Raw genomic sequence first — 19,747 nt, forward strand, 5'->3', positions numbered from 1 at the left:
CGGCAGAACCGGAGCAGCCGCGGACCCGATCTTCATGTCTCTGAATCACGTGCGCCCCTGGCGCAACATCTATCGCCGGAAATCCCGTCAGATCATGGTCGGCAACGTGCCCGTGGGTGGCGACGCGCCGATCTCGGTCCAGACCATGACCAACACGCCGACAACCGACGTGGCGGCGACAGTGGCGCAGGTACAAGCCGCGGCAGAGGCCGGGGCGGACATCGTCCGCATCTCGGTTCCGGACGAAGCGTCGTCGAAGGCCCTGAAGGACATCGTCAGGGAAAGCTCGGTCCCGATCGTGGCGGACATCCATTTCCATTACCGGCGCGGGATCGAAGCGGCCGAGGCGGGCGCCGCCTGTCTGCGGATCAATCCCGGCAACATCGGCGACGAGAAACGGGTGAAAGAGGTCATCAAGGCCGCGCGCGACCACAATTGCTCGATCCGCATCGGCGTGAACGCGGGCAGTCTTGAAAAGCACCTGCTGGAGAAATACGGCGAGCCTTGCCCCGAGGCGATGGTCGAAAGCGGGCTCGACCATATCCGCATCCTGCAGGACAACGACTTTCACGAATTCAAGATCAGCGTGAAGGCCAGCGACGTCTTTTTGGCCGCCGCGGCTTACCAGGGCATCGCCGATGCCACCGATGCGCCGATCCACCTGGGCATCACCGAGGCCGGCGGGCTGGTCAGCGGCACCATCAAGTCCGCAATCGGCCTGGGCAACCTGCTGTGGATGGGAATCGGCGACACGATCCGCGTCAGCCTGTCCGCCGACCCGGTGGAAGAGGTCAAGGTCGGGTTCGAGATCCTCAAGTCCCTCGGACTGCGTCATCGCGGCGTGAACATCATCTCTTGCCCGTCCTGCGCTCGTCAGGGGTTCGACGTCATCAAGACGGTCGAAACGCTGGAAAAGCGGCTGGAACACGTCAAGACGCCGATGAGCCTTTCGATCATCGGCTGCGTGGTGAACGGACCGGGCGAGGCGCTGATGACCGATGTGGGCTTCACCGGCGGCGGGGCCGGGTCAGGCATGGTCTATCTGGCGGGCAAGGCAAGCCACAAGATGTCGAATGACCGGATGATCGACCACATCGTCGAAGAGGTCGAAAGAAAAGCGGCGGAAATCGAAGCCGCCCGGGACGCCGCCGAGTAGACGCCGTGGAGGGGCTGCGCATATCGCGTGCGACAACCGGGGACATCGCGCCGGTTCAGGAAATCGCGCGCGAGACGCTGCGCAAGACCGCCTCGGTCTTTCTGGGCGAAGAGACGGTCGCCGGTTTCATCGAAAGCGGGCAGTCGGACGCCGAGATTTCCGACCATTTCTCAAATCTCTACGTCGCGCGCCTGAACGGGCGCATCGTGGGTTTCGTCATCTATTGGGAAGGGTCCATCCACTTGATGATGGTGGACGCCAAGCTGCACCGCGCCGGTGTCGGCACCGCCATTTTGCAATGGTGCGAAACGCAGATGCGGGTCGAAGGGCACGACCGGGCGCAGTTGCAAACCTTCGTCGGAAACGCGCAGGCCATCGGCTTTTATTTGCGCAACGGCTGGACCGAAAGCCACCGCGACGGTCCGGAAGCCGGAGATTTCGCCAAGGCGACCTTTGCGAAATCCCTGACCTGAAAACGGGGCGGCGGGGCCGCCCCTTGATGCTTCAGCTTTTTTCTTCGCGAACGCTGTCCGCGATCAGTTGCAATTGATCGGCGGGCAGGTAGCCGCGCAACATTTCCGTTTCCAGCACGAATGTCGGCGTCCCCGAGATGTTCAGACGCTGCGCCAGGGCTCGGGTTTCGGCGATCTGCCGGGTCACCTCGTCGCTGTCCATTTCCGCCACGATCGCGTCGGTGTCGAGACCCAGCCCGTCCGAGATGCGCCGCAGCGTGACTTCGGTCACGTCGCCACCGAATTCCAGCAGCGCGTCATGCACTTGTTTGTAGGCATCGTCGCCGGCCACCCGCTTGGTCGCCACGGCAAACCGCGAGGACAGAACGGAAGCTTCGCCCAGGATCGGGAATTCCTTGATGATCAGGCGGATGTTTCCGTCTTCCTTCAACAGCTTGGCCACCTCGGGCACGGCCTTGCGGCAGTAGCCGCAGCGGTAGTCCATGAACTCCACCAGCGTGATGTCGCCATCCGGGTTTCCGCCCACCCAGCTGTAGCCGTCGTTGAACAGCTCGTCCGCATTTGCGGCCACCAGCTCCAGGTCTGCAGCCGCCTCGGCGGTGGCCTGACGCTCTTCGAGGATGTTGATGGCTTCAAGGATCACTTCGGGATTTTCCAGCAGATACTCCCGTACCTGCGCGCCGAAGGCGGCTTTTTCGCCGTCGCTCATGGCGTCGAGGTCCAGCGCCGATGCCGGGCTGGACAATAGGGTCAGGCCCAAAAGGGCCGAGGCGGCAATACGGAGCATCATTTCTTCCTTTTCTGCATTCGTTCCGACGCAATCAGCACATCCTGGGCCCGTTGCCAACCCGGAGAACCCTCGGGTAGCTGGCCAATGGCCCGTTTGGCATGAATCCCCGCATCTTCAAAGCGGGCAAGCATGGCGTATCGCTCGGCCGTCACCACCGAGGCCATGCCGTTGTTTCCGGTCTGGGCATAGGCGAGCCCGAGATCCTGCATCAGGCGGGCGTTGCGATAGTCGCGGGCGCGCGCGGCTTCCAGGGACTCCAGCGCCTGTTCGGCCCGACCGGCGCCCAACAGGGCGCGCCCGTATCCGGCGAGGATCAGCGAATCCCGCGGAGCAAGATCGACGGCCTTCTTGTAGGCAGCGATGGCCTGCTCGCCCCGCCGGTTCTCCAGCAGGATCTGGCCCTTGAGTTCGTAGTAGAACGGATCCTCGGGCCGGATCGCCAGCGCGCCATCGATCGCGGCAAGCGCCCGGGTCAGGTCGCGGTTCTGGTGATGGGCGGCCGCCTCGCGCATCAGGCGAATGTCCCGTGCCTTTTCTTCGGGCGCGCGGCGAAGGGTCCAGGAGGGCGCGCGGGTAAAGGCGGAAACCTTGCCCTTGATCCGCGCGAACCAATAGTCCGCGTCCGGATTGGGCGCGGACTTGTCGCCATGGGCGGCCAGAAACGCCTCGGCGGCGCGCAGCCGGTCCTGGCTCATCGGGTGGGAGCGCATGTAGGGATCCTGTTGCTCGGGGCCCAGCAGTTCCTGCCCGGCGAAGGAGCGCTGCAGATCGACCATGCCTTTCGGCGACACGTCGGCCCAGCGCAGGTAGCTTGCGGCGGATTGGTCGGCCGAGGCTTCTTCGGCGCGCGTATGGCTGAGAAAACCGCGCAGCGCCGCAGTGCTGGTCCCGGCGGCGATGCCGCCCGCAGCCTCGCCCGCACCGGCAGCGGCGGCGACCAACCCCAGCGCGGTCCCCAATATCGCGAAACGTTGCGCGCTGTCGAAATTCGCGGATCGCCGCGCCAGGTGGCCGTTGGCGATATGGGCGGCCTCATGCGCAATCACCGCCTGCAGCATGTCGGCGCGCTCGACCTGCAGGATCAGGCCGTAGTTGATGAAGATCGTGTTGTAGTCGACCACGAAAGCGTTGAAGCTGCTGTCGTTCACCACCAGCACCTTGACGCGGTTGGTGTTCAGCCCGGCGGCGCGGAGGATCGGAAAGGCCAGTTCGCGCAGGCCGTGTTCGATGTCGGGGTCGCGCAAAAGCCCGATCGCCGCCGCCGGCACCGCCGCAGCCAGCCACATTGCAGCGGCAAGACAGAGCGCCGGGATTGACGCCAGCCGGGATACGCGTTCAAAGGCCATGGTCGCAACATGGGAGATGGACATGCGAAACTCAAGCCGGTCCGGCGTCGATCCCTTCATCGTGATGGACGTGATGGAGGCCGCCCGCAAGGCCGAACAGGCCGGCCGCCACATCATCCACATGGAGGTCGGCCAACCCGGCACCGGGGCTCCGAAAGGCGCGATCGAAGCGCTGCAACGCGCCATGACCGAAGGCGCGTTGGGCTATACCGTTTCATTGGGCCTGCCGCAGTTGCGGCAGCGGATCGCGCGGCTGTATGGCGAGTGGTACGGCGTCGACCTGAACCCCGAGCGGGTGGTGGTGACCTCGGGCTCTTCCGGCGGTTTCCTGCTGGCCTTCACGGCGCTGTTCGACACCGGAGACCGGGTGGGCATCGGCGCGCCGGGCTATCCTTCGTACCGGCAGATCCTGAAGGCGCTGGACCTGGTGCCGGTGGACCTGCCGACTGCGCCCGAAAACCGGCTGCAGCCGGTGCCTTCTGATTTCGCCGACCTGAACCTGGCCGGGCTGATGGTGGCGTCGCCGGCCAACCCCACCGGCACCATGCTGGACCGCGCGTCCATGGGCGCGCTGATCGAGGCGGCGCAGGCGCAGGGCGCCTCATTCATCAGCGACGAGATCTATCACGGGCTGGAATACGAGGCCAAGGCGGTCACGGCGCTGGAACTGACGGACGAGTGCTACGTCATCAATTCCTTCTCCAAGTATTTCTCGATGACCGGGTGGCGCGTCGGCTGGATGGTCGTGCCCGAGGACCAGGTGCGCGTGGTCGAGCGCATAGCGCAGAACATGTTCATCTGCGCCCCCCACGCCAGCCAGGTCGCGGCGCTGGCGGCGATGGACTGCGAGGATGAGTTGCAGGCCAATCTTGACGTCTACCGCGCCAACCGGGCGCTGATGCTGAAAGGTTTGCCCTGGGCAGGGTTCACCAACATCGCGCCGCCCGACGGGGCCTTTTACGTCTATGCCGATGTTTCGGACCTGACGGACGACAGCCTCGCCTTTGCGTCGGAGATCCTTGAAAAGGCCGGGGTGGCGGTCACGCCCGGGCTCGATTTCGACCCGGCGCGCGGGCACAAGACTCTGCGCTTTTCCTACGCCCGCTCGACCGTCGATATCGAAGAGGGGCTGGAACGGCTCAAGACCTTCATGCAGGCGCGCACGAGATAGGGCGATTGTCAGCGCGGCCCGGTTCGCGGCACGTTCACAAGCGCCTTCCGGTCGTGTAGGGTCGCGCCAAACGATCTCGGGCAAGCTGAGGCAATGAGCAGGATCTTCTTCATTCTGGCGCTCTTCTGGGCGTGGGCATCGGTCGCGTTTGCGCAAGAGTTCAGCGGACTTGCGCGCATCGACGCGGACGAAAGCCGGATCACCGAGTCGGGCCGCAATGGCGTGCGGGTGCGACTGGCGTTGAGCCAGGGCGTTCCCTACCGGCTTTTCACGCTGTCGGAGCCTCGGCGTCTGGTTCTGGATTTCCAGGAGGTGGACTGGACCGGTCTCAGGTCGGAGACGGTGTTGCAGACCGACCGGATCACGGATGCGCAGTTCGGCACCTATGTTCCGGGATGGTCGCGCATGGTCCTCGGGCTCGGGCGTCCTCTGGGCGTGGATCAGGCTTCGCTGCAGGTGGATCAGGTGACCGGCGCCGCCGCGTTGGACGTGTTGCTGCTGCCCGTCGCGCCCGACCTCTTTTCGGAAACGGCCGGCGCGCCGTATGATCCGCGCTGGGACTTGCCTGAGCCCGCCGTCGTCGAGGCGCCCGCCCGCCGCGATGCCGACGCGCCGCTGCGCGTGATGCTGGATCCCGGCCACGGAGGCATTGATCCCGGCGCTGAAACCAAGCACACCAACGAGAAATCGCTGATGCTGACCTTCGCGCGGGAACTGCGCGAGGTGCTGCTGCGATCGGGCGGGTTCGAGGTGATGATGACCCGGGACGACGACCGGTTCGTTTCGCTGGAACGGCGGATCGCATTGGCCCATCAAGCGGGAGCGGACGTGTTCATCTCGCTTCACGCCGACGCGCTGGCCGAGGGGCTGGCGCATGGCGCGGTGATTTATACCCTTTCCGAAGAAGCGTCTGACATCGCCAGCGCCAAGCTTGCCGAACGCCAGGCCCGCAGCGACATCATCGCCGGAGTCGATCTGAGCCGTTCGGACGACCGCGTGGCTGACGTGCTGCTTGACCTCGCCCGGCAGGAAACGCAGCCGAGGACGCTGTCGCTTGCAAGGGCGCTGGCCGAGGGCATGGCCGGGCAGGGCGGGCCGATGAACCGCCGGCCATTGCGCGAGGCGTCATTTTCGGTGCTCAAGGCGGCCGACATCCCTTCGGTTCTGGTGGAGCTAGGGTTCCTGTCCAGCCCGCGTGATCTGAAGAACATCAAGGATCCCGAATGGCGCGCGTCGATGGCGCGGGGCATACACTCCGGCCTGCGCGCCTGGCGCGAGGCGGATCAGCTTCAGCGTTCGCTGGTCCGGCAATGATCCGCCCTTGAAGATGAGGAGGCAGACGGCGGTCTGCCGTGGCGTTTTCAGTTGGAAATGCCGCTGCCCGGTTGGTACAATCCGGAACGTTGCGGCGCCGTGGGCCAAAATGCGCCATGTGTTTTGACCCGGCGGGTGGGTGTCACTATATAGACGGCAGCGCGCAGTAAAGGCAGTCACGTGATCAGGTTCGTTCTTTCCTTCTTCGGGGCCATCTTCAGCCTCGTTACACTCGGTATTTTCATGGCCGCCCTGACCATCGGCGGGGTGTTCTGGATGTATGGGCGCGACCTGCCCAGCCACGAGTCGCTGGCCCAGTACAAGCCGCCCACGATCAGCCGGATCTATTCCGGCGAAGGCAACCTGATCGACGAATTCGCGCAGGAACGCCGCCTGTTCACCGCGTCCGATGAGATTCCGGACCTGGTCAAGGAGGCGTTCATCTCGGCCGAGGACAAGAACTTCTACAGCCACCAGGGCTATGACGTGCGCGGCATCGCGGCGGCGGGGATCGAAGCGATCCGGTCCAAGGGCGAAAACGTGCGCGGGGCATCGACCATCACCCAGCAGGTGATGAAGAACTTCCTGCTGTCGGGCGACCGCCGCGCCGAGCGCAAGATCAAGGAGATCATCCTGGCGACCCGCTTGGAGGAAACGCTGGACAAGGAACAGATTCTCGAGCTCTATCTCAACGAGATTTTCCTTGGTCAGAACTCCTATGGGGTGGCCGCCGCCGCACAGACCTATTTCAACAAGACATTGCAGGAACTGGAGCCGCACGAGGCCGCCACGCTGGCCGCGATGCCCAAGGCGCCGTCAGACTATCATCCTGTGCGCCAGAAAGAGCGGCTTTTGTCGCGGCGCAACTACGTGCTGCGCGAGATGTACGAGAACCGCTACATCGACAAGGCCACCTACGAGGTCGAAGTCGAAAAACCGTTGCGCTCGGTGCAGAACGGCGATTTCGACGGGTTCCGCAGCGCCCTGCCGCCTCGGGACTATTTCACCGACGAGATTCGCCGCCAGTTGAGCGAGGATTTCGGCGAGGGCGAGTTTTTCACCGGCGGTTTCAGCGTGCGCGCTTCGATCGACGAGGAAATGCAGGTGATCGCAGCCCGCGCCCTGCGCGAGGCGCTGGAAAAATATGACCGCTCGCGCGGCAGATGGCGTGGAACCGGCGAGGTGATCGCCGAGGATCTGCTGGCTGATGAAAACGCCTGGCGCCAGGCGCTGGCCGAGGCGGACGTGCCACGCGACGTGGTCTTGCCGACGCAGTGGTATCCGGCGGTCGTGATGAACGTTGCCGAGGACACGCTGAGGGTCGGGATCGAGAACGGCCCCTCGGACGGCATCATCCCGCGGTCGGACATCAAGTGGATGCGCGGCGATTTCCCGTCGAACTTCAAGCGGGGCGACATCATCCTGGTGCGCGAGGGCGACGAGGGCCAATGGTCCGCGCGCCAGGTGCCCGAGGTGCAGGGCGGCTTCATGGCGATGGACGTGAACTCGGGCCGGGTTCTGGCGATGCAGGGCGGGTTTTCCTACCAGGATTCGGTGTTCAACCGCGCCACCCAGGCGTTGCGCCAACCCGGATCCAGCTTCAAACCCTTCGTCTACGCCGCGGCGCTTGACAGCGGTTACAGCCCGGCGACCATCGTCGTGGACGCGCCGATCGAGGTGAACACGCCGCAGGGCCTGTGGCGCCCCAAGAACGCTTCGAACAAGTTCTACGGCCCGACGCCGCTGCGCACGGGGATCGAGAGGTCGCGGAACCTGATGACCATCCGCCTTGCGCAAGAGGTCTCGATGCCCGTGGTGGCGGGTTATGCCGAGCGGTTCGGGGTGTATGACAACATGGGTCCCTATCTGGCCAACGCGCTCGGCTCGGAAGAGACGACGCTGTACAAGATGGTGGCGGCCTACGCTATGTTCGCCAACGGCGGCGAGCGGGTGGAACCGACGCTAGTCGACCGGATTCAGGACCGTTACGGCAAGACAATCTATCGCCACGACGACCGGGAATGCGTGGACTGCAACTCGGACCAGATCCCGCCGAACGCGGCGCCGCGGATCGTCACCGACCGCCAGCGCGTGATGGACGCCATCACCGCCTATCAGCTGACCTCGATGATGCGCGGCGTGGTCGAACGCGGAACCGCGTCGGGCGCCGTCAACCTGCCGGTGCCCACGGCGGGCAAGACCGGCACCACCAACGACGCCAAGGACGTGTGGTTCATCGGCTTCACCTCGAACATCGTTGCGGGATGCTATATCGGATATGACCGCCCGCGCCCGATGGGGGCCAGCGCCTATGGCAGTTCGATGTGCGCGCCGGTGTTCCAGACCTTCATGGAAAAGGCGGTGGAGAAATACGGAGGCGGCCCCTTCGACGTGCCGCCCGGCGGCCATTTCATCAAGATCGACCGCTTCTCGGGTGCGCGCCTGCCGGATGACGCGGAAGGCGAATACGTCGTGGCCGAGTATTTCCGCGATGGCGTCGAGCCGCTGTTCGGTCAGGCCTATGACGGCGGATTTGCGATGGGGTCCAACCTGCCTCTGTTCGAAGAAGTGCAGCAGGCCGGGCGCCAGGTCAGGACGTCGACTGGGGAAACCACTACGGTTGGACCAAAGGCGAACTTTGGCACCGTCAGTTCCGGGGGTCTGTACTGACCGCTTGCCCAGCGGTTGGTGCTGGTCTATCAGAACCCTTCGTAAGACCCGAATTTGCAGGACATACCATGCGCGCCGAGACTCAGAACATCGTGGCGGATATCCGGAAATCGCTGGACCTTCTGGCCCGGCGGATGGACTACGAGACCGCGCCGCACCGGCTTGAGGAGTTCAACGCGCGGGTCGAGGATCCCAACCTCTGGGACAATCCCGAGAACGCCCAGAAACTGATGCGCGAGCGTCAGGTGCTGGTTGACGCGATCGAGACCTACGAGTCGATCAAAACGGACCTCAACGACAACATCGAACTCATCGAGCTAGGTGAGATGGAGGACGATGAAGAGGTCGTCAAGGATGCGGAGTTGGCGCTGAAGGCACTCAAGGCCAAGGCCGCCAAAAAGGAGCTCGAGGCGCTCCTGGACGGCGAGGCGGATGCCAACGACACGTTCCTCGAGATCAATGCAGGCGCCGGCGGCACGGAAAGCTGCGACTGGGCGTCGATGCTGGCGCGGATGTATGTCCGCTGGGCCGATAAAAAGGGCTACAAGGTCGAGCTTCAGTCCGAAACCCCGGGCGAAGAAGCAGGGATCAAGTCGGTCGCCTACAAGATTTCGGGCCACAACGCCTATGGCTGGCTGAAATCCGAAAGCGGCGTGCACCGTCTGGTGCGGATCTCGCCCTACGACGCGGCGGCCAAGCGGCATACCTCGTTCTGCTCGGTCTGGGTGTATCCGGTGGTCGATGACAATATCGAGATCGATGTGAACCCCTCGGACATCCGCGTGGACACCTACCGGTCTTCCGGCGCGGGCGGCCAGCACGTCAACACGACGGATTCCGCGGTACGGATCACTCACATTCCGACCGGAATCGTGGTGACCTCGTCCGAGAAGTCGCAGCACCAGAACCGCGACATCGCGATGAAGGCGTTGAAATCGCGCCTGTACCAGATGGAGCTTGACCGCCGAAACGCCGAGATCAACGCCGCGCACGAAGCCAAGGGCGATGCGGGCTGGGGCAACCAGATCCGCTCTTACGTGTTGCAGCCCTATCAGATGGTCAAGGATTTGCGCACCAGCTACGAGACCTCGGATACCAAGGGCGTACTGGACGGCGACCTGGATGCCTTCATGGCCGCGACCTTGGCGCTGAAGGTGGCGGGCAAGAGCCGTTCCGAGGCGCGGGCGGACGGCTGACCCGGTTTCCGGCGGGCAGGGTACCGGCACCTGCCGGGGGCCTGATCCACTTTTGAATTCCGCGGCGTGCCGGCGGCCCGTCAGGCTTGATGCGTGGTGCCGGGTTTCAAAAGATACATTGAAACAGTGGGTTTAAATGGCTTTGGGCCAAGGCTAGGGTGAACTCAACCATCAGATGTTGAGCGCCCATGGACCTGATCCGAACTTCCGCGACGGACCTTCTTTCCGCCATCTCCGCGGGGCGACTTACGGCCACCGAACTGATGCGCACGACGCTGGACAGGATCGAGAAGGTCAACGGAGAGGTGAACGCGATCGTCGCGCTGCGGCAAGCGGACGAGTTGATGGCCGAGGCCGAGGCGATGGACGCCGGACCGCGGCAGGGGCCGCTTCACGGTCTTCCGATCGCCGTCAAGGACCTGGTGAACGTCGCCGGGATCGCCTCGACGCAGGGTTCCTCGATCTTTCGGGATTTCGTGCCGAAATCGGACGATCTGATCGCCGCGCGGATGCGGGCGGCCGGGGCCATCCTGGTCGGCAAGACCAACGTGCCCGAGTTCGGGCTGGGGTCGCACACCTTCAATCCCGTCTATGGCGCGACCTGCAATCCCTATGATGGCTCCAGGTCCTCCGGCGGGTCGTCCGGAGGCGCTGCGGCGGCGCTTGCGGCAGGAATGACCGCACTTGCCGATGGGTCGGACATGATGGGCAGCCTGCGCAACCCCGCCGCCTGGAACAACGTCTACGGCTTTCGCCCAAGCTGGGGCCGGGTTCCGTCCGAGCCTGTCGGCGACACGTTCCTGCACCAGTTGTCAACGCTCGGACCGATGGCGCGCAGCCCGGAGGACCTGGGCCTTCTGCTTGACGTGATTTCGGGCCCGGACCCGCGCCAGCCGCACCCCCATGTCAGCACGCCGGTCTCGCCGGTCCGTCCGTCCGAACCCAAGGGGCTTCGGATCGGCTGGCTGGGCGATTGGGACGGCGCCTTTCCGATGGAACCCGGTATCCTGTCTCTCTGCGAGGATGCGCTGGCGGTTTTCCGTGAACTTGGTTGCCAGGTGGAGCACATCGCGCCGCCTTTCGACGCCGAACGGATCTGGGAAAGCTGGATCACCCTGCGCTCATGGAGCGTGGCGACGGGATTGTCGCCGCTGATCGAGAAAAAGGCGATGCTGAAGGACAGCGCGCAGTGGGAACTGGACCGCGGATTGGCGCTGAGCGCGATGGCGGTTCACCATGCCAGCGTAACACGCTCTGCCTGGTTCCGGCGCGCGGCGGCGCTGTTCGAGGAATATGATGCCCTCGTCCTGCCAGCTGCTCAGGTCTGGCCGTTCGATGTCTCGCTGCCCTATCCGAACGAGATCGCGGGAAGCGCGATGGACACCTATCACCGCTGGATGCAGGTCGTGGTACCGGTCAGTCTTCTGGGGCTGCCCTGTCTTGCGGCCCCGGCGGGGTTCGGGGGCGGGGGGCTTCCCATGGGTATTCAGATCTTCGGTCCGCGCGGCAGCGATGCGATGCTGTTGTCGTTGGGCGCCGCCTATCACGCCAGGACGAAGTGGCCGCAGCGGCGACCGGCGATGTGACTGATAAAACGCAGGGGAGGGAGAAGATGGAGAAACCTTTTGGCGTCCCGCGGTTGAAAACCGCCAGTTTCGACATGCTGCGCGAGGCGCTTCGCCGTGGGTGGCGCGATTTCATGAAGGCGCCGGTCTTTGGCCTGATCTTCGCCGGGTTCTACGTTCTGGCGGGATGGGCGATGGCCTGGGTCACGATGCAGACCGGAACCACGTTCTGGCTGGTGCTTGCCACCATCGGCTTTCCTCTGATCGGCCCCTTCGCTGCCGTGGGCCTTTACGAGGTGTCGCACCGTTTGGGCATCGGAGAGCCGCTGGACTATGGCGAGATCTTCGGCGTCGTCCTCCATCAAAGCCGCCGGCAATTGCCTTCGATCTGCGCGATCATCGTTGTGGTCTTTCTGTTCTGGTTTTTCCTGGGGCACATGATCTTTGCCCTGTTCCTGGGCCTGGCGACGATGACGAACATCTCGTCTTCCTACGAGGTGTTTCTGACCCTCAACGGCCTGACAATGCTGGCATTCGGTACGGCGGTTGGCGCGGTTTTCGCGCTGTTGCTCTACATGATCACCGTCCTGTCGATCCCGATGCTGCTGGACCGGGAACTCGATTTCGTCACCGCGATGATCTCGAGCTACGCTTACGTGGTGAACAACGCCAAGGTGATGCTGGCCTGGGCCGCGTTCATCGCCATCGTTACCTTCCTGGCGCTCTTGCCGTGGTTTCTGGGGCTGCTCGTGGTGCTGCCGTGGCTTGGCCACGCAAGTTGGCACCTTTACCGGCAGATCGCGGTCGAGGATGAACCGGGGCTGGAAAGCGGCGGCGCCGCAACCGCCTGAACCTGCGGGCCGCGCGCACCAAGGATATGTGGGTCAGTCCTGCGCGGCTTCGCGCCCCATGGCGACGAGCCGCGCCCGGAGCGCCGCGGCTTGCGGCAGACCCGCCTCGAGCGCAAAGACATAGGCATGGGTCAGGTAGAACCCGCAGGCGGTTTCGTCCGCCGCGGCATTGGCCGCCTCTTCGTAGAGTTCGACCAACGCGGCACGGTCCCCGGCTTCGTGCGCGGCCAGAAGCCGGGTGTTGAGGTCACTCATTCCGCCGCCAGATCGGTGCGGTGCGCCTGCAACCGGCCTGCGACCCAGTCGTGGAACAGATGCGTCGGCCCGTCCATGGCCGGCGAAAAGCGGCCGCCGTCGAAATCCGGCGCTGCGCGCCCGCGCTGCATCCCTTCGACCACGAAGACATCCTCTTCGAACACGGCCTGCCAAAGCTCCGCGTTGCGGTTGCGCAGATGCGCATCGGTATCCGGCGTGGCGTAGAACAGATGGATGTGTTCCGAGGTCCGGTTTTGCGCCTCGGGCACCAGGATGATCGCGAAAGCGTGGTCGCGATGGACACCCAGAAGAACGTTGGGAAAGACCGCGATGTATTCCGCCGCCGTGTTCCACTTGTCGCTCAACCCGTCGAAATCCGGAAACATCTCGCCGTTCTCGCCGGTCAGCTGGCGATAGACCAGCGTTCCCTGGCCCGAGAACAGGCCCTTTTCCTCGATATGATAGTGATCTTCCAGCCGGGAATAGCTGTTGAGGCCGGGATGCACCCAAGGCAGGTGGTAGCTTTCGCAGTAGTTCTCGACCGCCAGCTTCCAGTTGCAGTTCACGTCAAGCCGGAATGCGCTTTCCGGACCGCCGTGAAACAGCGGCTTGTCGAATTCAGCCCAGCGTTCGATCAGTTTGGCATTCGCATCCTCGAACGCGGGCGCCTTGCCGGAAACGTTGATCCAGACGACCTCGCGCCAGATATGGCTGCGCACTTCGATCAGGCCCAGTTCGTCGCGCTTGATGCCTTCATGCGTGTTCTGGCCGGGACCGCCGACATGCGGGGTCGAGACCAGCCTGCCTTGGGTGGAGTAGCACCAGCTGTGATAGGGGCAGCGGATCGCGCCTTCGATTTTGCGCGGTTCCTCTACCAGGATCATGCCGCGGTGGCGGCAGATGTTCTGAAACACCCTGATCTGGCCTTCACGGTCGCGGATCAGAAGCAGCGGAATGCCCAGGAATTCCATCGGCACGGCGTCGCCCGGTTCCGGGACATCGGCAGTCACCGCAAGCCCGGACCAGCCGTCAATCAGCAGCGCGCGGGTTTCCTCGGCATGGATGGCCGGGTCGGTGTAATGCCCATTTGGCAGGCCATGGGCGCGTTCGATCGGTTGCCGGACGGCAGAAAGATCGGTCAGGGTGTGGGCCATATGCATCCTCCTCCACTTGCGGGATAGAGGACATATTCCGGCCGAAGCCGCTGCGATCTCTGCGACTTCGGTTTTCCCGCCAGCGACATTTCGGTCTAGCCGGCCGTCGCCTCAAGCCGCAAGAGGTGCCGGTAGGGGTCGGAAAGCGCGTCCACCTCGGCGGTCCCGGCGCGGCGGGCCACCTGCAGGGCTGCGCCCAGATCGTGGCCCAGATGCTCAAGAACGACCCGCATCGAAGGATCCCCGTTCGCGCTGCACAGGACGTGGCCGCTCCAGCACGAGGCGATGGAGGCGGGCGCAGGCCCGACCCGAAACATCAAGACCGACGCGGCCGATCGTTGCGAGGCGACAAGACACAAACCGTCGCCCATGCGGGAGACGTAACCGCGATACTCTCGCAACGCCGCGCTTGCGCCGGGCCAGAGTTTGCGGGGATGGTAGCCGCGAATGAAGGTGTAAGGGCCGTCCCGGAAAACGAACCACAGCTCTTCCGAATATCGTTCCGTGTCCGGAAAGCACCGACGCAGAAAACGGAAATAGCCGCTGGGGAATTCGTTTTCGCCAAGACCAGCTGTTCCGGCGCCGAGGAAATCCCTCAGGATGTCTCCGGTCAGCAGGCCGCCTTGGACGGAGATGCTTTCCACGGGCTCCAGCAGGATCCGGGCATCCACGTCGAAAAAGCGGCAGATCCGGTCCAGAACATCGGGGCGGGGAAAGCTTTCGCCGGACAGGTACCGATTGAACTGGGTGCGGTTGATACCCAGTTCCTTCGTCAATCCGATCACGGTCGGATGGCGACTGGCAAGGTGCCTCAGGTTCGCGCCGAACATGCGACGCAACTCCGCCGGGCTGCGTATGGGGCCGTTCATGGATGTCCCGGAATTCAGTTCTGGTTTGAAACGGAACCACTCCGGCTGCGCCGCCAATGGCCCGTCGACAATCACACTCGTTTCACCATTTCGCGTCGGTTGACGTCAGGTTGCCGAAAAAAGGTAACGGATAAATGTGCAAAAGCAATAACAAAACAGCGTTATGTTTGTTCAAAATGGTGTTTTGCGTTGTGTTGCCAATTCCTGGGGACTGCGTTGTCCCGATCGGACGGCTCCGGACCGCGCGAAATGCGCGGCGAATTCAGATGCAGAGCGGCCCGCCGCGCAGGGGCGCCGGGCCTGAGTTCAAGATCAATCGCCGCGCAGAAGGGCCGCCACGCCGGTCCGGGCAATCTCTGCCAGTCCCAGGGGGCGCATCAGATCGGCGAAGGCGTCGATCTTTTCCGGTGCGCCGGTGATTTCGAAGATGAACGAGTTCAGCGTGCTGTCGACGACGTTGGCGCGGAAGATATCGGCCAGCCGCAGCGCCTCGACCCGCTTGTCGCCTTCGCCCACGACCTTGAGCATCGCCAGTTCCCGTTCCACCGACGATCCTTCGACGGTCAGGTCGTGCACGTCGCGCACCGACACGATCCGGCCCAGCTGCGCCTTGATCTGCGCGATCACCTGCGGCGTTCCGGTGGTGACGATAGTGATGCGGCTGAGATGGCCAGTATGATCCACCTCGGCCACCGTGAGGCTTTCGATGTTGTAGCCGCGGCCCGAGAACAGGCCGATGACCCGGGCCAGAACGCCGGGCTCGTTCTCGACCAGAACCGCGATCGTATGCCGTTCCTGCATGTCGGAAAAGGTCGGGCGCAGGTTGTAGGCGGAGTGGCTGGTGGAGCCTTTCTTGATATGTAGGGCAGACATTTACGTCCCTTTCCTGAAGTCGGGACCGGGGGCTGTTCCCCGGTAAAATTATGTCATGATCCGGGGTTAAACCAGCACCGCGCCGCCGGCCTGGATGACGCCTTGTGTTTCGGCCTCGCCCAGCAGCATCTCGTTGTGGGCCTTGCCCGACGGGATCATGGGGAAGCAGTTCTCGTGCTTTTCCACCACGCAGTCGAAGATCACCGGCCCGTCATATTCGATCATCTCCATGATCGCGTCGTCCAGATCACCGGGATCCCTGACCATGATGCCTTTTGCGCCGAAGGCTTCGGCCAGCTTCACGAAGTCAGGCAAAGCCTCGGACCAGGAATGCGAATACCGCTCGCCGTGCAGCAACTCCTGCCACTGGCGCACCATGCCGAGGCGTTCGTTGTTCAGGATGAACTGCTTGACCGGCAGGCGATACTGAACGGCGGTGCCCATCTCCTGCATGTTCATCAGCCACGACGCCTCGCCCGCCACGTTGATCACGAGCGCATCGGGATGCGCCATCTGCACCCCGATCGAGGCCGGGAAGCCGTAGCCCATGGTGCCCAGGCCCCCCGAGGTCATCCAGCGGTGCGGATCCTCGAAGCCCAGGAACTGCGCGGCCCACATCTGATGCTGGCCAACCTCGGTGCAGACATAGCGGTCGTGGCCCTTGGTCAGGGCCTCCAGCCGCTCGAGCGCGTATTGCGGCTTGATGGTTTTCTCGCTGTTGGAGTAGGCGAGGCAATTGACCTTGCGCCATTCGGAAATCTGGGCCTGCCACTGTTTGACGGCTGCCGCGTCGGTCTTGCGCCCCCGCGATTTCCAGATCTTCAGAATGTCCTCGAGAACATGCGCGACGTCACCGACGATCGGAATGTCGGCCCGGATGACCTTGTTGATCGACGAAGGGTCGATGTCGATATGCGCCTTCTTGGAGTGCGGGCTGAACGCGTCGATGCGGCCGGTGATCCGGTCGTCGAAACGGGCGCCGACGTTGATCAGCAGATCGCAGTCATGCATGGCCATGTTGGCCTCGTAGAGACCGTGCATACCCAGCATCCCCAGCCAGTTCGCGCCCGAGGCGGGGTAGGCACCCAGACCCATCAGCGTGGAAGTGACCGGAAACCCAGTCGCGTCCACCAGTTCGCGCAACAGCTGGCTTGCGGCCTTGCCCGAGTTGATGACGCCGCCGCCCGTGTAGAACACCGGTTTCTTGGCGGTTTCCATAGCGGCGACCAGTTCAAGGATCTCTTCCTGGTCACCCTTCAACACCGGCTGGTAGTGCGAGTTCGAAGGTTTCGGCCCGGTGTAGCTGCCGGTTGCGAACTGAACGTCCTTTGGGATGTCGATCAGAACCGGTCCGGGTCGGCCGGCGGTGGCGACATGGAACGCCTCGTGGATGGTGGCGGCAAGCTTGTCGGTGTCCTTCACCAGCCAGTTGTGCTTGGTGCAGGGGCGGGTGATGCCGACTGTGTCGGCCTCCTGGAAGGCGTCCGAGCCGATCATGAAGGTGGGAACCTGGCCGGTCAGCACGACGATCGGGATCGAATCCATCAGCGCGTCGGTCAGCCCGGTCACCGCGTTGGTCGCTCCGGGGCCCGAGGTCACCAGAACGACGCCGGGTTTGCCGGTCGACCGGGCATAGCCTTCGGCGGCGTGGACCGCGCCCTGTTCGTGGCGGACGAGGATGTGACGGATGTCGTTCTGCAGAAAGATCTCGTCATAGATCGGCAGCACGGCGCCACCGGGATACCCGAATACCGTGTCCACGCCCTGATCCTTGAGGGCCTGGACCACCATCTTTGCGCCGGTCATCTCACTTGTCATCTGCTTTGCTCCATTGGCGTCATCCGTATCAGCATAAAAAAAGCCCCCGAGTTTGTCGGAGGCGCATGGGTTCGATTATGGTCTACCGTTACCGGCCCATGCGCTTGGATCCCACGATTACGACTAGAGTGGTCATCGCCACCGGCTCCTTCTTGCTTGGCCGGACATTATGGGCGGGGGCCGGGAGCGTCAACAGGCAATCGGAGCAATCCGTGTCGCAGATCGGCGTTTTTGCGACATTATGTTGCGCGGATTGCCGCATGTCGGGAATTACCCGCAAGCGACCTTTGGTCAAAATGCCAGAATCCGTCAGTCACATGTCCGAAACTGGCCTGAACCGGATGAGTCGCGCTGGCACATTTGGCGAAAGTCAGCAGGACAGGGAACATGCTCATGACGCTGGTCGATCTCGTGGATTTGGGCCGCTACCCTTTGGACCGGCCGGATTCGTCAGCCTACCGTTGCCTGATCGGTGATCTCAGGCGCGAACTCGAGGCGGATGGCTGCGCGGTCCTTCCGGGTTTCGTGCATTCGAACGGCATCGAGTTGCTGGCAGCCGAGGCGGTTGCCGTCGCGCCCAAGGCGCATCGCTCGTTCAACCGGACCAATCCATATTTCAGCAAGGATGACCCAGCGCTCGACCCCTCGCATCCGGTCCGGCAATTCTACGAGCGCTCGAACGCCTTCGTGCCGGCGGACAACTTCCCGCAATCAGGGCCGCTGCGGCGGATCTACGAGCATCCCGATTTCATGCCTTTCATCCGCGACGCGCTGAACGAACCCGAGGACAGGTTCTTTCGCTATGACGATCCGCTGGCGGACGTGATCGTCAACGTGGTGGAGGAAGGGCAGGGCTTTCCCTGGCATTTCGACACCAACAACTACACTGTGACGTTGGCGATCCAGAATGGCGAAAGCGGCGGGGAGTTCGAATACGTGCCGAACCTGCGTACCGCGTCGGACGAGAATTTCGAGGGGGTGGCCTCGGTTCTTGACGGCAGTACCAGCCAGATCCGCCGGCTGGAGCTGCAGCCGGGCGACCTGCAGATCTTCAAAGGGCGCTACGCGCTGCACCGCGTGGCGCCGGTGTCGGGCGGCCGCAACCGCTACGTCGGCATCTTCTCTTTCGTCGAGACCGAAGGCATGTGCGGCGGGGTCGAACGCACACGGCAACTCTATGGCCGGGTGCTGCCCCGCCACCACGAAAGGGAAGGGCTGCGCGCCGATAAGTTGATGGACTGAGGCAGCTCAGGCGCCGATAGCGATCAGATAGAAGAGGTAGCCACCAAACAGCATCGCCCCGCCCACGCGGCCGATGCCTTGGGACCGCCACAAGAGAAGCACAAGTATGCCAGCCGTCGCCAGGGCGATGGGCATGTCCAGCGTCGCGAAACGCGCCTGCGCCGTCACGGGCGCGATCACGGCGGTCAGGCCCATGATCCCGAGAATGTTGAACAGGTTCGATCCGATCACGTTGCCCAAAGCGACCGATGCGTTGCGCCGCCAGGCCGCCATCAGCGAGGTCGCAAGCTCGGGCAGCGAGGTACCGATCGCGACGATGGTCAACCCTACCACCGCTTCGGAGATCCCGGCATCCCGCGCAAGCGTCGTGGCGCTGTCCACCAGAAGGCGGGCGCCGATGATGAGCAGAGCCAGGCCGACGCCAAGCTGCGCCGCGCTCTGGAACTTGAACCTAGCGGGGTCGGCAGGCGCCGAAGCGGGCAGCGGATCGGATTGTCGAAGGCTGAACCACAGGAATGCGGCGAGGCCGATCACCAGCACAGTGCCTTCGGCCCGGCCCAGCCGTCCGTCCGCGATCAGCAGCCACAAGGCGACCGTCGCGGCAAGCATCATCAGCAGGTCCCGCCTGATATTGACGAATTGCGCCGCCACGGGGAAAAGCAGGGCGGCAGCGCCAAGGATCAGCAGGATGTTGGCAATGTTCGACCCGATCACGTTGCCAAGCGCGATGCCCGGAGCCCCGGTCCAGGCCGCCTGTACAGATACCAGCAATTCAGGCAGAGAGGTGCCGAAGCCGATGACGGTCATGCCTATGACCAGGTCGGAAACACGCAGGGAACGCGCGGTCGAAACGGCGCCGCGCAGAAGAAGATCGCCGCCGACGAAAAGCGCCGCGAGGCCGATCAGGAACAGCAGGATTGTCATGAGTACGCCTTAGAAGAAGCGTGCTATAAATCGGGTGCCGCAGCGCGGGTTCAAGTGGCCGGGCCACAGAATTTTCGCGC

Annotated in this window: 17 protein-coding genes; 9 read left to right on the forward strand and 8 right to left on the reverse strand. The window is 63.6% G+C overall.

Translation table 11 applies throughout. The annotated features are described in order from the left end of the window. The first annotated feature begins 34 nt into the window (after nt 1-34). Entirely contained in the window at nt 35-1,156 is a 1,122-nt protein-coding gene (gene ispG / locus FGK63_RS14950; RefSeq protein ID WP_138843657.1) for a flavodoxin-dependent (E)-4-hydroxy-3-methylbut-2-enyl-diphosphate synthase, read from the forward strand. 5 nt (nt 1,157-1,161) lie between these two features. Further along, the gene (locus FGK63_RS14955) at nt 1,162-1,629 is read left to right on the forward strand and encodes a GNAT family N-acetyltransferase (RefSeq protein ID WP_138843659.1); all 468 of its coding nucleotides are present in this window, start codon (nt 1,162-1,164) and stop codon (nt 1,627-1,629) included. Nucleotides 1,630-1,660: 31 nt separating this feature from the next. Here FGK63_RS14955 and FGK63_RS14960 read toward each other — a convergent pair whose 3' ends face one another. Beyond that, nucleotides 1,661-2,419: a DsbA family protein gene (locus FGK63_RS14960; protein WP_171052663.1), complete on the reverse strand. Its 759-nt coding sequence runs from the start codon at nt 2,417-2,419 to the stop codon at nt 1,661-1,663. Beyond that, nucleotides 2,416-3,789 (reverse strand): M48 family metalloprotease, encoded by a 1,374-nt coding sequence (locus FGK63_RS14965; protein ID WP_138843663.1) that lies wholly within the window; start codon nt 3,787-3,789, stop codon nt 2,416-2,418. The genes FGK63_RS14960 and FGK63_RS14965 overlap by 4 nt, the downstream gene beginning before the upstream one ends. On the opposite strand from FGK63_RS14965, the gene FGK63_RS14970 reads away from it, so the two are divergent. The 6 genes from FGK63_RS14970 (at nt 3,788) to FGK63_RS14995 (ending at nt 12,532) form a co-directional block, all read left to right on the forward strand. Further along, nucleotides 3,788-4,936: a pyridoxal phosphate-dependent aminotransferase gene (locus tag FGK63_RS14970; protein ID WP_138843665.1), complete on the forward strand. Its 1,149-nt coding sequence runs from the start codon at nt 3,788-3,790 to the stop codon at nt 4,934-4,936. The two genes, FGK63_RS14965 and FGK63_RS14970, sit on opposite strands and share 2 nt — an antisense overlap. 93 nt (nt 4,937-5,029) lie before the next feature. Further along, nucleotides 5,030-6,250, forward strand: a complete 1,221-nt coding sequence (locus FGK63_RS14975) for an N-acetylmuramoyl-L-alanine amidase (protein WP_138843667.1) — start codon at nt 5,030-5,032, stop codon at nt 6,248-6,250. 180 nt (nt 6,251-6,430) lie between these two features. Further along, nucleotides 6,431-8,920, forward strand: coding sequence for a penicillin-binding protein 1A (locus tag FGK63_RS14980; RefSeq protein WP_138843669.1), 2,490 nt, complete (start codon nt 6,431-6,433; stop codon nt 8,918-8,920). A gap of 68 nt (nt 8,921-8,988) precedes the next feature. After that, nucleotides 8,989-10,116 carry a peptide chain release factor 2 gene (gene prfB / locus FGK63_RS14985; RefSeq protein ID WP_138843671.1) on the forward strand — a complete coding sequence of 376 codons (1,128 nt, stop codon included), beginning with the start codon at nt 8,989-8,991 and terminating at the stop codon, nt 10,114-10,116. 188 nt (nt 10,117-10,304) lie between these two features. After that, nucleotides 10,305-11,702, forward strand: coding sequence for an amidase (locus FGK63_RS14990; protein ID WP_138843673.1), 1,398 nt, complete (start codon nt 10,305-10,307; stop codon nt 11,700-11,702). A gap of 26 nt (nt 11,703-11,728) precedes the next feature. Beyond that, entirely contained in the window at nt 11,729-12,532 is an 804-nt protein-coding gene (locus FGK63_RS14995) for a DUF2189 domain-containing protein (RefSeq protein ID WP_138843675.1), read from the forward strand. Between the two features lie 33 nt (nt 12,533-12,565). On the opposite strand, the gene FGK63_RS15000 is transcribed toward FGK63_RS14995, so the two are convergent. From FGK63_RS15000 to FGK63_RS15020, 5 genes are all read right to left on the reverse strand, one after another. Then, complete coding sequence (locus tag FGK63_RS15000) at nt 12,566-12,787, reverse strand: hypothetical protein (RefSeq protein WP_138843678.1); 222 nt, start codon at nt 12,785-12,787, stop codon at nt 12,566-12,568. Continuing rightward, nucleotides 12,784-13,941, reverse strand: coding sequence for an aromatic ring-hydroxylating oxygenase subunit alpha (locus FGK63_RS15005; protein WP_138843680.1), 1,158 nt, complete (start codon nt 13,939-13,941; stop codon nt 12,784-12,786). Before FGK63_RS15005 ends, FGK63_RS15000 begins: the two co-directional genes overlap by 4 nt. Nucleotides 13,942-14,036: 95 nt before the next feature. After that, the gene (locus tag FGK63_RS15010) at nt 14,037-14,810 is read right to left on the reverse strand and encodes a helix-turn-helix domain-containing protein (protein WP_138843681.1); all 774 of its coding nucleotides are present in this window, start codon (nt 14,808-14,810) and stop codon (nt 14,037-14,039) included. A 312-nt stretch (nt 14,811-15,122) separates the two neighbouring features. After that, on the reverse strand, nt 15,123-15,683 hold the full coding sequence (gene ilvN, locus FGK63_RS15015; protein ID WP_138843683.1) for an acetolactate synthase small subunit: 561 nt from the start codon (nt 15,681-15,683) through the stop codon (nt 15,123-15,125). 66 nt (nt 15,684-15,749) lie between these two features. Then, nucleotides 15,750-17,501, reverse strand: a complete 1,752-nt coding sequence (locus tag FGK63_RS15020; protein ID WP_138843685.1) for an acetolactate synthase 3 large subunit — start codon at nt 17,499-17,501, stop codon at nt 15,750-15,752. A 387-nt stretch (nt 17,502-17,888) separates the two neighbouring features. Between FGK63_RS15020 and FGK63_RS15025 the strand changes: the two genes are divergently transcribed. Next, entirely contained in the window at nt 17,889-18,743 is an 855-nt protein-coding gene (locus tag FGK63_RS15025; RefSeq protein WP_138843687.1) for a HalD/BesD family halogenase, read from the forward strand. A 6-nt stretch (nt 18,744-18,749) separates the two neighbouring features. Here the strand turns inward: FGK63_RS15025 and FGK63_RS15030 are convergent, their stop codons facing one another. Further along, nucleotides 18,750-19,667, reverse strand: a complete 918-nt coding sequence (locus FGK63_RS15030) for a calcium/sodium antiporter (protein WP_138843689.1) — start codon at nt 19,665-19,667, stop codon at nt 18,750-18,752. Nucleotides 19,668-19,747 lie beyond the last annotated feature (80 nt).

The organism is Ruegeria sediminis, from assembly GCF_005938215.1.
In the GTDB taxonomy this organism is placed as follows: domain Bacteria; phylum Pseudomonadota; class Alphaproteobacteria; order Rhodobacterales; family Rhodobacteraceae; genus Ruegeria; species Ruegeria sediminis.

Coding starts and splice junctions, on each gene's coding strand:
- prfB (WP_138843671.1), top strand. CDS start 8,989: ATGCGCGCCGAGACTCAGAACATCGTGGCGGATATCCGGAAATCGCTG.
- FGK63_RS14960 (WP_171052663.1), bottom strand. CDS start 2,419: ATGATGCTCCGTATTGCCGCCTCGGCCCTTTTGGGCCTGACCCTATTG.
- FGK63_RS14975 (WP_138843667.1), top strand. CDS start 5,030: ATGAGCAGGATCTTCTTCATTCTGGCGCTCTTCTGGGCGTGGGCATCG.
- FGK63_RS14995 (WP_138843675.1), top strand. CDS start 11,729: ATGGAGAAACCTTTTGGCGTCCCGCGGTTGAAAACCGCCAGTTTCGAC.
- FGK63_RS15025 (WP_138843687.1), top strand. CDS start 17,889: ATGCTCATGACGCTGGTCGATCTCGTGGATTTGGGCCGCTACCCTTTG.
- FGK63_RS15030 (WP_138843689.1), bottom strand. CDS start 19,667: ATGACAATCCTGCTGTTCCTGATCGGCCTCGCGGCGCTTTTCGTCGGC.
- ispG (WP_138843657.1), top strand. CDS start 35: ATGTCTCTGAATCACGTGCGCCCCTGGCGCAACATCTATCGCCGGAAA.
- FGK63_RS14970 (WP_138843665.1), top strand. CDS start 3,788: ATGCGAAACTCAAGCCGGTCCGGCGTCGATCCCTTCATCGTGATGGAC.
- FGK63_RS15005 (WP_138843680.1), bottom strand. CDS start 13,941: ATGGCCCACACCCTGACCGATCTTTCTGCCGTCCGGCAACCGATCGAA.
- ilvN (WP_138843683.1), bottom strand. CDS start 15,683: ATGTCTGCCCTACATATCAAGAAAGGCTCCACCAGCCACTCCGCCTAC.
- FGK63_RS15000 (WP_138843678.1), bottom strand. CDS start 12,787: ATGAGTGACCTCAACACCCGGCTTCTGGCCGCGCACGAAGCCGGGGAC.
- FGK63_RS14990 (WP_138843673.1), top strand. CDS start 10,305: ATGGACCTGATCCGAACTTCCGCGACGGACCTTCTTTCCGCCATCTCC.
- FGK63_RS15020 (WP_138843685.1), bottom strand. CDS start 17,501: ATGACAAGTGAGATGACCGGCGCAAAGATGGTGGTCCAGGCCCTCAAG.
- FGK63_RS15010 (WP_138843681.1), bottom strand. CDS start 14,810: ATGAACGGCCCCATACGCAGCCCGGCGGAGTTGCGTCGCATGTTCGGC.
- FGK63_RS14965 (WP_138843663.1), bottom strand. CDS start 3,789: ATGTCCATCTCCCATGTTGCGACCATGGCCTTTGAACGCGTATCCCGG.